Raw genomic sequence first — 12,888 nt, forward strand, 5'->3', positions numbered from 1 at the left:
CTGTAGGATCCGTAATATTAACAAATCTCGGCATTAGTGAAGCACCTCTATTAGTGGATTTTCAGCATCACCATTTCTGGTAAATCCTTGATAGAGTCCTATAGAATTATATACTGGACGACATTTGCTATGAATCGGAATTCGTAAATTACTCATTGTTCCAGCATTTACAGGTTTATAAATTGCCTGTTCTGTAGTGTTATAACCACTAGTTTTGATAATTGTACCACTAAGTGGGTCAAATACATAACCGGTATTTGAACGATACCGTGACTCTTGTAATGCAATTTCTAAAATCTGTTGCATATCTTCTGCCATATTGTTCACCTCAGAAAAATTTCGCGCTGCGCAATTATTTGTTCCTTTGATATAAGTTTACCATTAATTAATAATCCTGCATATAATCCGTTGTCATCAAAACATGGCTGTATAGTTTTTGTTATTAATAAAAATACTTTTGATTGCGCCGGATTACTTAACACAGTTCCCGTAAATACATTTACGTAGCGCCCTTCCAAATTAGTCTTAATCTCTCTAGGCATTTTCTCCACCTTGGCACTTTACACTCAGCAACTGGAATCGATTCTACTGGTACAAATCCATCTCGTCCAGCAATGTAGCCGGTATAATTCCCAAAACCATCAAAGATCGGATACCAGTTATCTAAAATATAAATTGCGTGTACACCTTGTTTAAACTTTGGGTCACCTTAATATTAGGCATTTATTATCACCTCAAGTCTCTTCCGTCTTTATCGCACGGAACACCAGTTGATGCTGAAAATTTACGATCGATTCGTTCTACATCGTACCATTTATCGTTTATAAAACAACCACAGTATGCACCAGTTAAATCATCGTATACTGGAAACCAGTCTTTAAATATATACCACATGCGATTTCCAAATGCACCGCGATCGATTAATATTCGTCGTGTTTTTTGACACATCACGGTTCCTGTTCTAAAGTCAAATATAAATAAACATGGTTTTGATGACGAATGTGTTAACTTAGACGCTTTGATAATTTTACGAACCTTTTCGTTCTCTGAAATTGCATATCGTTTATAAGTCAAAAATCCATCAATCTTAGGCATTGATATCACGTATTCCATGACCGGCGTCTATTCGTCTCAAAAAATCAACTGGTTTAAAATTACGGGATTCGTACCAACCAATATAAACACCAGCTTCATCAAATACCGGATACCAATTTTTAGTTATATACCAATAATGATTGTGTGCAAATGGTTTATCGTTGGCTACTATTATGCGGCCTGTATTCTCACATCTAACGCTACCCGTATAGAAGTCAAAAATAAAATGATAATGATTCTCTTCAAGTTTTTCAATGTTATTAACTATGCGTGTCACAAGGATGTGATTTCTATGGATTGGATTTAACCCTTGAATATTTGGCATGTTATCACCCTATAGTCATTTCATCTGGAGATTTGTCGTAATACCTGTCTCGTTTATAAATAGGTAGACGATATGAGTCTGGTGTCTCAGAATGGTAATACATCTCAATTATGAATGGTACGTCATCCTTATGCGCCCACATCCAGTTTCTACTACCGCGTTCGGTTGCAGCGCCTTCGGTTAACCCACTTCCAATTCTAAAGATTTTACCCATTCCATCATCACATATTAATGCACCACAAGTTCCTATATCTTTACCTGTACCTTCAACCATACCAATAACTTTAACTTCTCGTTCTTTACGATCCTTAATCTTTAATACATCTTTAGATGCGGCACATGAACTGCGCCCAAATTTATATTTACATGCCGGATTATAAAGAATAATTCCTTCGCCACCATTTCCAATTATATCATCAAATCGAAGCATCGCTGAACTGTCGACGTTGAGAGATGTTTCTGGTGATGTAATCAGTGCACCGGTGATTGGGAAGTATAAATGAAGATAAGTTAAAACATATCTATACTCTTCTTCTATTGTTGGTATATTGAACAATACGATGTGGATTAGTTCATTATTACACTGGCGTGTATATGAATCATCTGCATTTAATGTTCCTGTGACATATGTAAAGTTCTTTTCGCGTGAACCTTGATTGGATGCTAATGCCTCACCATCAAAAATTTGTGTGTGAAACATCTCTGGCATATTCATAAGTTTCTCGCGTAAATAAGTTACAATATGTGGCAACTTTTCAGTGTACTCATTAAATGTACCTGTTTCCTTTGTTTTGTTTCTTGAGTAAATCCGAATATCATCTAACCCGTTAACAATTATTTGTATACGAACTCCATCAAATTTTTCTTGTACAAACCACTGCTCGATGTTATCTTTAGTCGGATCATACGGTTTTGCTTTCATTAAAAATACAGGTGTCAACGCTGTCATATTTCCACCCTATGTTCGAATGTTAAAAACCGAACATTTATTTCTGAAAAATTTGGAAGAATATCCAACTTGTTACTAACAAGTGTCCAACCTTCCGGCAGAACAATTATTTCAGCAGCATCATATGAAAGGAACTTTGCTACAATTCGCTTATTATCTGACATACCAACCAACGAATTCGCCTGTGGTATTATCATATTCTGGCCACCATTGCGGTTCAATTGCCCATGATCGTTGGTAATTATAATCACCTAAATTATGAACAACCCTTTCTTTTTTTCTACCATGACGCCGAATAGCTATTAAAGTGCCGGTTTCTGTATCCCATCGCATATGAAAACCACGCGATCTGTGCTTATCATATAACCTTCGAGCTGCTGCAACTATCCGATTATATTTCTGTTTCTTTTCTAACCCATAAATCTTTGGCACTTATATCACTCCACAACAATACTCGACCGTTTTAATTTGTGTAATAAAATTTGTACTCCATCGTGTTAATCTCCAACCTGGAATATCATATATAGTATCTGATATTGGTATACGAATTGTAACTGCACAGCCATCGTTAGAAAATGAATATTCATGAATGTAATTGACTCTATACGCAATGTCTACTAATTCCGAAAAATTACTAAGCATTTCAGCGCGTGCCTCTCGTTGACGAAGTCCAGTTATTCGTGGCATAATAAACCCCAAAAAATATGAGAGTGATTAATCACTCTCACTTTCGAATTTAGATAAATCCATTCCATTAAATACGTTTTTTAATCCATTATGTTTTCTTTCGATACCTGCAGTAGTCCAGATGATTTCAGCATGCGTACATCCGATGCATGCAATAAGTGCATCTGTAGTTGAAGTACCAAATGCTCTAGATGTTTTATTCAATGCGCACGCCACGTTCTCACGAGTTCGTGTACAATTGATCGATGCTATAGTTACCACTTAAGCTGTCTCCATCTTGCACTGTTATTGTTGGGCACTAAACCAGCCTGTAACATTGCAACATTCCATGAGCCGAAGAAGTTAATTATCGTGCTCACAGATGGTGCTCCCTCACTACTGAATTCTTCCCACTGTCTTACAGTCGGCGTTCCGTGCACCTTTACAGCTGCATTACGGATACTATCGATCATAGAAGTTCTGGAATACATCTTAGCATCTCCTCATGGCTAAGTCTCTCGCCGCCTGTAATGATCCAAATCTTCTTGTAAAAGTTGAACCAGACGGGAATCCTGATGTGGATTTAAGATCTCGGCCTATTGGCATTCTTCCAAATGTGTCATTAAAGCGTACTAACTCTGCAAGTAACTGCTGTTTTGAATATTTGTCTTCCATAAAAATCTCCTTTGGGAGACTTTAATAGTCCCCCAAACCAACTTGTTTATTTCTTGTAGGTATACGTGTTTTATCCACATCAACTTTAACATCATTAATATCTTCGAACTGGAAGTCCAAAGCATTAATCTCGTTTCCATTGAATGGATTTACTATCATCATCTTAGAAGGGTCACAGAAACGCTCAATATATTCATCTGCAATCTCTGCATAATGCGGATTTTTTTTCATAGTTTCTTTAGTATAGTTTACAATCTTATCGAAATCCGGCTTAATTTCAAACTCTTTATAGAAGTCTGTAATTAAGAAGAGCAGTTCTCTACCTTCACGTTCACTCATTAAGTATCCTATATCTGTGAGTGATTTTAGATGAGTTTCAATATTATTAATTGTTGTATTTATATTACACTCACGCAACTCACGCTGAATATCCTGTTTAGTTGCCTGAGTTAAATTCTCTACAATTTTAATAATATGTTTTTCAATTTCATTACATCGCATTGACGACCGAATCAAGGTATTACCAAAAATTAGATGGTTATAAAATAAATCAATTGGCGCTGAGAAAATCGCAACCTTCCCATCTTTAACCATAGTAATTCGATCATTATGATGAAATCGTGTGATCCCATTAATGTTGCGCAAATATTTTTTAAAATCTCTTCTTGATGCGGCAAACATTGCTGGTACATATTCAACAAGGCATGATGCGGCTGGGTTAATATAGTAGTCGAACTCAGGCAAGTGTGAGACATACCATCTAATCTTTGCCTGTTCTACCATATTCATTTGTTGAATATCCCACGGAGATTCAAGATCTTCTGCAATGCGTGTCATTACAGTCTGTGTTTGTCCTTTAGATGAGTCTACTGTAAACTCAGCTACTCGTGTCATAAGTTCCGCCGGAACTGGAGTAGTATCTGCAGATTCAGTTGCACGAGAAAATATGAATGGTCTACATGGCAAATCTATTTTTTGTGTGGATCTACCTAAAATTGATCGTTCATATTTTGCATCCTTGCCTTCACCCCATGTCTTTAATACTTCAACAATTGCGAAGTTTTTACTTATTTTATTTAGTTCTGGAAAGGCAACGAACTTTGCTTTCTTAATCTGATACTGTTTCTGTGGATCGAAGATCGCTTTATCTGATGATTGTTCCATCATTAAGAACTCACCAGGTAATACTGTTTTTGAATTCGCATCCATGAGCTGAGTTTTTCCTGCACCAGAATCACCAGAGATGTATGTTGGTAAACCGGCAAGAATTAATAGAGAGAATACAGATAATCTATTAAATTCTTCGCCTACTATATAATTATCCAATAATAAATTAACATCCCATAATGTCGGTACGTAGCCATCTCGTTCTGCTTCGAATAGCTCGTATTCATTTTCTGACAGACCTAATCCTACTCTTAAGTCCTCACGCTCTTTGCGCTCTATTGCACTTAGTACACTCATTTAATCAATCCATCCTTGGAAGCAATAGATTTCGCAATTCGTTTTGCTCTATCATCTTCAATACCTATAAACTCTTCCATGTATTTAAGCGTTTCGGCAAATTCCTCAATATCCATTTGAATCGAGCGTTCGCGAATCTGACTTAATAATTCTTTTATTGCATCGGATTCGCTACTTGTTAACTCTACAGCTGTTTCTTCTTCTACTTCAAAATCATCAGCTAATTCAAATATATATGTGGATTTGTTATCCGGTGTTTGAATGCGAGTAATTATCGTATATACGTCTGGTGCGTCCAGATCTTCTACGAGTAACGACTTAACATATTCCGATAGAGCATACTGTGCTGCGTATGGAATGCCTAAAACATATTCCTTTCCGTGTTCTGGATGTTCCATATAAATTAGACACTTATATGAACAAGCACCAGAAGACTTATTTTCACATGTTGCACATTCCTGCTTAGTACCATTTACCGAAAATCCTGTCTCACAATCGTCACTTGCGCATACGATTTGTCTATCTACAAACATCGATCGCGAGGGCTGTCCCCGCAATATCCTAAACTTTTTTGGAGAGTCGAATGGAAAATTCTTATTTGCAGTTAAGCGCACTAGGATTTTATCTGAATTTGGTCTTGTCTCTAATAATATATTACTTAACTTTGATTCCATTGAACCGCAACCTTTAAATACTTTAACAACCTTTATATTATATATGACTCTACTAATTGACTATAAGTTTCATACTTCATTATTACGTAATCCAAATATGTTCAAGTATGAGATTTTTTCTTTCATTAAAATTGTGAGTTCGTATTTTGGACTCACCCAGTTTCATGAGGATTGTATCCTATATCGTTTAAATGAAACATGGAATGATAGAACAATCTTATACAATAAAATTAGATATGAAAACGTAATCTTGGGTCTGATGTTATTCTGTAACGAATTTGATTGTAAAAATAATGAACAGATTTTAATTGAACCATTCATTACATCTATGTATCCACAAGAAATTCGTCAAGAGAATTTGATTTCTATATTTAAAGTTTATCAGACATCCATTGCAATTTTTAATGTTAGCCAATTAGGATCAAATACATCTTCGATTTCTGGCTCAACTGGAATCAACCGCTGACCGTTTAACTGGAATACAGCAGTAATTTTACCACAGGTTTTACATTTAAAGAAACCAACTTGGATTATATGTGTTTCAGTTTCATACGTTTTTATTCCGAGCTTTTCGAACTTTTCATTCTGTCCACAAGCAAGACATTTAAATTTATTATATCTACTTGTAACAGCTCTATCCTGACATGAAATTTCTGTCCGTATAACGAGTACATTTCTACGTTTACATTTTCCTGTTTCAGGATCAAAATTTCCGCAGTCTTTGTGCTGAAATACCGGTTCGCGTTCAAAATAAAACGGTATAAATTGTTTTGCATTTTCCAATTAACATCTTCTCCATGATAGTAGTGAAACTAAAATATAGTTTCCACCATACTTATTCAGCACTATCAAGTAAGATATGTTTTAAATGCTTAGCACAATTCATTGCTACAAGTTTTTGGAATTTCTTGAAGTCAATGATAGTAAACTTTTCAGCGATATTCAGAATCTCTTCTACAAGAATATCGTTACTTACAATTGGAATTAATTTTGGCATTATTTCCATGCCTAATGCACAGTTATTTTCATCGCAATACTCAAGTGCACGCTTTTCAACACGAGCCCTGGTACAAAACATCTCAGCAATAGCTGGAGTTTCGTCAATTACACTCCGCGGTTCGTTAATCGGTTTCTTTTTTATTCCGGCCGATTCTTTAAATTCTGGTGCAACAATTTTTGCAAATTTCTGGAGTAAATAGTTCTTAATCACAACTCCTTCTTTTGCAATACCGGGTGCAATTTGAGAATCCCCAACTACCATCTCTTTTATTTCGTCAAGTGTTGGGTTACTTAGTATTACGTATGGTACAATGGGTATTCCATGGTCAGTAAAGACCGTATGCCAGTTCTTAATATAGATTCCGTATTTGATATTATAGATAGCGAATCCCCATAGACGAGTTCGTTCACTACCATACTGGATTCTATGTGGTTTACAGATAGATTCACCGTAGTAAATATATCCTTCTTTGAATGGTTTTCTTGCATGTGCATCAACTACCATCTGTACTGCTTCTCGCCACGGTTCTCCAAATTCCATACCGCCACCAAGAATTGTGTGGTGTGACCTAAAGATTAATGTCTGGTCACGTACAATCCATGAGAAGTTTGCACCATCAATCTTTTCTGAGACCTCTACTTCACACGTTAAAACACCAAGTGTGCTACGGTCTCCAATCTGTTTGATTTTAACAAACTCATTTTCCATTTACTCACCGTCGTCTTTGATATGCATTCGTACTTGATTATTAATAAAGGAAAGTGGATACGTTTTATTTAAATCACAATCGAAATGTCCGTGTCGTATATCTTCACCACTATCCCGTGCGCACTCCATCCAATCGGTGATCATCTGTTCACCCTGACCCTCATACCAACGGATGAATGCTTTAGCTTCATCACGACTCATGAATCCTGAAATTACGACTTCGAACGTTTTTTCTTCGTGCTCGTCTGACATTCCATTTGCTCCTTATATTTTGGACATTTGGTAAAATACTTTTCACACATCTCGAAGTTCTTTACAAGTTCCCTAGTTAATAAACAACATTGTACATTCGTAAAGTCTTCTAATTGTACCCAATGGTAAATACCATTTGGCTCTGATAGTCCAGTTGGATAATATCGATGAATGATGTCTACACCTTTCTTAGAACGAATGAGTTTACATAATTTATCATTATCGATAAATGGGCAAAATGCTGTTGTTTTAGCATTTGTAAATTCTTCTAACGGACTATTCGTATAATCGAAACCAATAGCTCCCATTATTTGCCTTCTGCTAGTTTCTCATAATATTCCATACATTCAGAAAGACTCTTGCCTACGATTGTAATTTCGCGCTGATGTGTTTCGGACATACTTACTCTGGTGTCCTTCACTTCTATTTTACACATTTCATCACTCATATGATTACCTCTTTTTAGGCATTAATGCCTGTCCATCATACTCAATAATTCCATTGAGATGGTCTATGTTGATGTTTCTGAAATGCCCTTCTCCTTTAAGAACACATCTTAGCTGCTGACACATAAGTGCAGCAATGTGTGCTCCAACGAATATTACAGCTTTAGCTGTGCATGGAAGCGGGTCTGCTTCTCCACTTTCGAAGAGTGTGCTTTCATAGAAACGAATATCATCAGGATCATTTGGATTAATTACGAATACTTGGAATGCCTGTCCGCCTAAGCGGCCATCTATGAACCACTGAACCTCGGGCTTTCCTTTTACTGCATTCCATATTGTTTTACGTGATGATATCGAATCAGTCGCCGCAATCACGATACCGTTATTTACTTTCGAATCATCTGTAAAAAAGCGGTCTTTAATCTTAACTTCAAGTTCAACCTTGCGCTTTATTAAATCTGCAAGCGCTTCAGTCTTTTTAAGACCGAGATGTTCGACCAGAAAATTCTGATTAGGAAGGTTGTGTGGTTCTACAGTATCGCGATCCCACAGAATTAAATTTTTCAATCCCATCTGTGCTGCGTAATAGCCAACGAAACTTCCAATTCCACCACAGCCAACGATATGAATATCTGGTTGCGGATCTTCGTCTGGGTTGTACCATTCAAGCTGTCGTAGGAAACTGACCTTGGGTTCCTCGAATGGTACATCAACTGGTATTGGTTCATCAGTCATAGTTATCACTTTTCTATTTAGAATATTATTGCAAGAATTAGTAAACTCAGATAGGTAAAAACTCCCAATAAGATTGCTCTAATTGGGATTTCATACGCTAATGTAAGTTCTTTTCTGTGGTAGTCATTATATGGTAGATGTTTTTTAAAGGCATATAACTTTTGCGTCATCTACCAATCGCCTGATCAATTGTCTGCGTTGCGAATGCCATAGCTTCATGAACACTTCCTGCAGCAACAAGATCATAGAAATTTTTGTGCGTATCTCTGAACCAGACATCGCCGTGTGTTGTTATGACAAATGCATCACACCATGAGACGGCCCTGTTTACAGGAGCTCTTCTGAATGGGTATGTATCAGGAATGCTACAAATTTCACTCATGCGGTCTTCTGTGGGATTTTCAATGAAGATTGCTCTGTCATTAAATACAGTATAGAGAAATGGCCCGCGCTTAATGCAAACAAATTCTGGATGCATCTTAGCAATGGTGCCATACTGGCCGAAGTTTTCGGTCTCGAGGTTTAGTACTGGGTGCTGGTCGAATGGCTGGCATATGTAATTTGTAAGTCTACTTGTTACCAGGTGATCAAGTCTGCTGAATTTACGATTGTTATCAGTTCCAGTTTTATAGTCTGCAAAAAACTGAGAAAATGATGTGAGATCAATCATTGAATAGCACTCCCTCTTCCTCTTTCATCGCAAGTACAACACCTGCTGCCTCTTCATCAGTCATCCCTTGGGCTTTATAATATTCGAAAAGAACCTGATCAATTTCTGAAAAGCCCGGTACGATCGCGACTGAGGTTGTGTCGTCTCCGGACTCGAGATTTTTTCCGGCTCCTGCTCCTGCTCCTGCTCCTGCTCCGGTTCCGGTTCCAATAACTTTTGCGGCTGAACCTTTTCGTTGGTAGTAGTTTACAACGCCTGCTCCTGCTCCCTGCACGCCGTAAAAGTACTGAAAGGTACGGGTCTTGACGTTTGTTTTGATTGCGGCGTCAATTTCAGCAATGAGATCTGGAGAAATCTCCGGTTCCAAGTCGATCTGCACATTATCAAGTTTTACGTGGTCTATCCCAAATGGACAGGATGAATAGTAGTCAATGCGACCACGAAGCTGGCATGCATGGTTTCCTACAATGGAAACAAGCCAAGTGCCTATGTGCTCAATTAATCTATTGATTGCGCGCTCATCTGTTCCTGACCAGAATGGCTGCATCTTTCCGTGGCTGTGAACCCAGCCGACTACAACTTGAGCCTGCATAAGTGCCTGAATAGTCGCCTCGTCTACACCTTTTTGTGTAAAGTCAACGTCAGCACCACTGACTTCCTGCTCAGTGATTATGATATCTTGAACGTGAACATTGTGTGTTACAGGATGAATATATCCTGTCATGATTGCTCCCACTTCTGTCTCTACAGCAAGGAACATCTGCATAATCTTTGCGTGTGCGATTTTAGTCAACACAATCTTAGGTGGAATAAGTGCCATGTAGTTTCACTCCTCAACAAGTTTAGCCGCTATCACTTTTGCTAGCGTAATGAATTCATCTTCATCCATGTTATCACATCTCTGTGAAACCTTTTCATGCAGCCAATGTCTAGCTGCGCTTGCGCTCTGTTGCTTCCATTCTGGACAACCTTCGCATGCATCACTACCGTGTTTGTTACCACAGTATTTACATTTACAGAATCTGCATGTTTCTTCTTCTGTAGCTGCCAAGCCGCACTCTCTGCATGGGTGTTTGAAATACAGATGCCAATACGGACTCCTTGGGTTATAAAACTGCAGGAACTCAATGATGAATGAAATTAACATTGATAAGTTCTTTTCATGTGCAAGTTTTGTCATATCTGTGGCTGTGCCTTGGCATATACCGCCATTCGATACGTGGGGATGTACCTGATCTGAACTGAGTCCGGGATCCCTTGGTGAGTCTCTGTCTCTCAATACTCCATATGATCCATTTTTGTCTACGTATATTTTCAGGCGACCAAGGTCAACAGTTTCTGGCCCGTTTGGATTCTTGATGTGAATCGGTTGAGTAGTTACGATAAGTCTTGATGGCTCACTTTCCAGTGTAATATCGTAGATCTTTGGATGGTTTACAAGTGCTTCATATACTGCTTTCGCCGCATCTTCTTTGCTCTCGATTGCAGAGAGTTCTTGCAGAAGCGATTCTAGTTCATCTGGTGGTTGCTGTTCTGATATAGAGATCCCTCCGAAAAATTAAGTTGGTAGGAAACTCCTACCACTTCTACTGTACTTAAAGGCCCGCTTCGAACTTAGGGGCACTGAGGATTATTGTGGTGACTGCTGCGGCCAGGACGTCATCTGGGTTTACGTACCCGATTCCATCTGCCATGAGAGCGGAGAAATTGCTGAAGCCAGCCTTTTCGACAACTGCTCTGTAGGTCATGAGGCCATCGATTCTTACTGCAGTTCCACTGGTTCCCATCTTGGCTACAGTCACTGTGCGGCCAGTTACCGGGGCAACTTCTGCTACGACTGGGGCAGGTGCGGCTGGAACGTATTCGACACCAGAGTCATCGACAATTCTGAGTCCGGCAGGCAGGGCGCCTGCTTCGAACTTTGGTGCACTCAGAATGATGGTGGTCACATTTGCTGCAAGGACATCGTCAGGGTTGACATAGCCGACACCGTCAGCCATCAGTGCGGAGAAGTTGCTGAATCCTGCCTGGTTGACAACGTACCTGTAGGTACAGATTCCTGCAATTTCAACGACAGTTCCAGAGGTACCCATCTTAGCGACAGTGATTCTGCGGGTTGCTACGGGCTCTTCTTCCTCTTCCTCGTCCTCTTCTTCGTATTCCTCTTCTTCCTCTTCTGGGTCTACTTCAGTGATGGTGATTGCGACTTCGACAGTGACTTCGATGTCAGGTTCTTCTGCCTGGATGATGCTGTCCTTCGGGACAAATCCGCCCGCAACCTCGACATACTCGCGACCTTCATCGTCGACAATCTTAAGTGCACCAGCTTCGAACTTAGGGGCACTCAGGATGATGGTGGTCACATTCTGGCCAACGATGTCATCTGGGTTTACATACCCAATTCCATCTGCCATGAGGGCAGTGAAGCTTCCGAGGCCTGCCTTCTGGACAAGTGCCCTGTATGTGAATATTCCATCAACAACTACTTCTACACCGCTGGTTCCCATCTTTGCTACTGTGATCTTTCTAACGTTTGCCATATAATTTTCCTCCAATATTTTTGTTTGTTTCACAATCTGGAGCAAACCATTTCTGGTTATCACGAACTCCTGACTGTGTCATCGACTAATGCTTCTACAACTTCTTTAAGATGAGCCTCGAAGAGATGTGTTATAATATTATCTGAATAGTCAATCCGGATTTCACATTTTGTGCACCAAAAATTTTCTAAATCAGATTGAATAATCTCAGCTTCATCGCCATCTTCAAAATCTACAAAACCTTCATCTAAATAAACTAATGTATCATACTCAATAGTTTCTACACGAATTGTACGAATTAACTGTGAGATAAAATATCTAGCGCGTTGTTGCGCTATCTTACTAGCATGTGTTAATAACACAATAAAATCATCAATACATACTGGAAGTGCTATCTCACTAATTAATCCATCAACTCGTGGCATTTTTAAATTGCTCCTGAATCTTTTTCATTTGATTATATTGATGTCTACTAACTTTATAAATGTTTGTATTAGTTTTCTTCTGCCTACCTGTCCATGTAACTGAACCATGGTTTTTTAAATCAACTAATACATGTCCTCGTGTTTTTTCTAGCTCTACAGAACCACTTGTAAATGGTGTATCTGGGCCTATTTCAATAATTTTATCTATTACAGCTGCATGACGTATATAAAGCCAGCGATCCATCGCTAGTCACCGTTGTGTTT

Annotated in this window: 23 protein-coding genes; all 23 read right to left on the reverse strand. The window is 38.6% G+C overall.

Annotated features, from left to right (window positions below; genetic code table 11):
• Positions 1 to 33 precede the first annotated feature (33 nt).
• On the reverse strand, positions 34 to 318 hold the full coding sequence (locus tag PHO71_RS22210; RefSeq protein ID WP_300207701.1) for a hypothetical protein: 285 nt from the start codon (positions 316 to 318) through the stop codon (positions 34 to 36).
• 411 nt (positions 319 to 729) lie between these two features.
• Positions 730 to 1,095, reverse strand: coding sequence for a hypothetical protein (locus tag PHO71_RS22215; RefSeq protein WP_300207702.1), 366 nt, complete (start codon positions 1,093 to 1,095; stop codon positions 730 to 732).
• The gene (locus tag PHO71_RS22220) at positions 1,088 to 1,372 is read right to left on the reverse strand and encodes a hypothetical protein (protein WP_300207703.1); all 285 of its coding nucleotides are present in this window, start codon (positions 1,370 to 1,372) and stop codon (positions 1,088 to 1,090) included. Before PHO71_RS22220 ends, PHO71_RS22215 begins: the two co-directional genes overlap by 8 nt.
• Positions 1,373 to 1,424: 52 nt before the next feature.
• Positions 1,425 to 2,369 (reverse strand): hypothetical protein, encoded by a 945-nt coding sequence (locus PHO71_RS22225; RefSeq protein WP_300207704.1) that lies wholly within the window; start codon positions 2,367 to 2,369, stop codon positions 1,425 to 1,427.
• Positions 2,366 to 2,620, reverse strand: coding sequence for a hypothetical protein (locus PHO71_RS22230; RefSeq protein WP_300207705.1), 255 nt, complete (start codon positions 2,618 to 2,620; stop codon positions 2,366 to 2,368). The genes PHO71_RS22225 and PHO71_RS22230 overlap by 4 nt, the downstream gene beginning before the upstream one ends.
• A 181-nt stretch (positions 2,621 to 2,801) precedes the next feature.
• A complete protein-coding gene (locus PHO71_RS22235) occupies positions 2,802 to 3,056 on the reverse strand; it encodes a hypothetical protein (RefSeq protein ID WP_300207706.1) in 255 nt (84 codons plus the stop codon).
• A gap of 27 nt (positions 3,057 to 3,083) precedes the next feature.
• Positions 3,084 to 3,317 (reverse strand): hypothetical protein, encoded by a 234-nt coding sequence (locus tag PHO71_RS22240; protein WP_300207707.1) that lies wholly within the window; start codon positions 3,315 to 3,317, stop codon positions 3,084 to 3,086.
• Positions 3,311 to 3,526, reverse strand: coding sequence for a hypothetical protein (locus PHO71_RS22245; protein WP_300207709.1), 216 nt, complete (start codon positions 3,524 to 3,526; stop codon positions 3,311 to 3,313). Before PHO71_RS22245 ends, PHO71_RS22240 begins: the two co-directional genes overlap by 7 nt.
• 1 nt (position 3,527) lies before the next feature.
• A complete protein-coding gene (locus PHO71_RS26300) occupies positions 3,528 to 3,710 on the reverse strand; it encodes a hypothetical protein (RefSeq protein WP_367279926.1) in 183 nt (60 codons plus the stop codon).
• 21 nt (positions 3,711 to 3,731) lie between these two features.
• Positions 3,732 to 5,174 (reverse strand): hypothetical protein, encoded by a 1,443-nt coding sequence (locus PHO71_RS22250; protein WP_300207711.1) that lies wholly within the window; start codon positions 5,172 to 5,174, stop codon positions 3,732 to 3,734.
• Positions 5,171 to 5,848 carry a hypothetical protein gene (locus tag PHO71_RS22255; protein WP_300207714.1) on the reverse strand — a complete coding sequence of 226 codons (678 nt, stop codon included), beginning with the start codon at positions 5,846 to 5,848 and terminating at the stop codon, positions 5,171 to 5,173. Before PHO71_RS22255 ends, PHO71_RS22250 begins: the two co-directional genes overlap by 4 nt.
• A 381-nt stretch (positions 5,849 to 6,229) precedes the next feature.
• Positions 6,230 to 6,631, reverse strand: a complete 402-nt coding sequence (locus PHO71_RS22260) for a hypothetical protein (protein ID WP_300207717.1) — start codon at positions 6,629 to 6,631, stop codon at positions 6,230 to 6,232.
• Between the two features lie 52 nt (positions 6,632 to 6,683).
• Positions 6,684 to 7,556 (reverse strand): RNA ligase family protein, encoded by an 873-nt coding sequence (locus tag PHO71_RS22265; RefSeq protein ID WP_300207720.1) that lies wholly within the window; start codon positions 7,554 to 7,556, stop codon positions 6,684 to 6,686.
• Positions 7,557 to 7,808, reverse strand: coding sequence for a hypothetical protein (locus PHO71_RS22270; RefSeq protein WP_300207723.1), 252 nt, complete (start codon positions 7,806 to 7,808; stop codon positions 7,557 to 7,559). It abuts the gene before it with no gap.
• A complete protein-coding gene (locus PHO71_RS22275; protein ID WP_300207725.1) occupies positions 7,769 to 8,116 on the reverse strand; it encodes a hypothetical protein in 348 nt (115 codons plus the stop codon). The genes PHO71_RS22270 and PHO71_RS22275 overlap by 40 nt, the downstream gene beginning before the upstream one ends.
• Complete coding sequence (locus tag PHO71_RS22280) at positions 8,116 to 8,256, reverse strand: hypothetical protein (protein WP_300207728.1); 141 nt, start codon at positions 8,254 to 8,256, stop codon at positions 8,116 to 8,118. Before PHO71_RS22280 ends, PHO71_RS22275 begins: the two co-directional genes overlap by 1 nt.
• Positions 8,257 to 8,260: 4 nt before the next feature.
• A complete protein-coding gene (locus tag PHO71_RS22285) occupies positions 8,261 to 8,989 on the reverse strand; it encodes a ThiF family adenylyltransferase (protein ID WP_300207730.1) in 729 nt (242 codons plus the stop codon).
• A gap of 166 nt (positions 8,990 to 9,155) precedes the next feature.
• Positions 9,156 to 9,659, reverse strand: coding sequence for a hypothetical protein (locus tag PHO71_RS22290; protein ID WP_300207732.1), 504 nt, complete (start codon positions 9,657 to 9,659; stop codon positions 9,156 to 9,158).
• Complete coding sequence (locus PHO71_RS22295) at positions 9,652 to 10,455, reverse strand: Mov34/MPN/PAD-1 family protein (RefSeq protein WP_300207735.1); 804 nt, start codon at positions 10,453 to 10,455, stop codon at positions 9,652 to 9,654. The genes PHO71_RS22290 and PHO71_RS22295 overlap by 8 nt, the downstream gene beginning before the upstream one ends.
• 30 nt (positions 10,456 to 10,485) lie before the next feature.
• Entirely contained in the window at positions 10,486 to 10,839 is a 354-nt protein-coding gene (locus PHO71_RS22300; RefSeq protein ID WP_300207737.1) for a hypothetical protein, read from the reverse strand.
• 415 nt (positions 10,840 to 11,254) lie between these two features.
• A complete protein-coding gene (locus PHO71_RS22305) occupies positions 11,255 to 12,199 on the reverse strand; it encodes a hypothetical protein (protein ID WP_300207740.1) in 945 nt (314 codons plus the stop codon).
• 59 nt (positions 12,200 to 12,258) lie between these two features.
• Positions 12,259 to 12,624 (reverse strand): hypothetical protein, encoded by a 366-nt coding sequence (locus PHO71_RS22310; RefSeq protein ID WP_300207742.1) that lies wholly within the window; start codon positions 12,622 to 12,624, stop codon positions 12,259 to 12,261.
• Positions 12,611 to 12,868 (reverse strand): hypothetical protein, encoded by a 258-nt coding sequence (locus tag PHO71_RS22315; protein ID WP_300207745.1) that lies wholly within the window; start codon positions 12,866 to 12,868, stop codon positions 12,611 to 12,613. The genes PHO71_RS22310 and PHO71_RS22315 overlap by 14 nt, the downstream gene beginning before the upstream one ends.
• Positions 12,869 to 12,888: the final 20 nt, after the last annotated feature.

Source organism: Bacteroides sp., assembly GCF_028690125.1.
Lineage (GTDB): Bacteria > Bacteroidota > Bacteroidia > Bacteroidales > Bacteroidaceae > Bacteroides.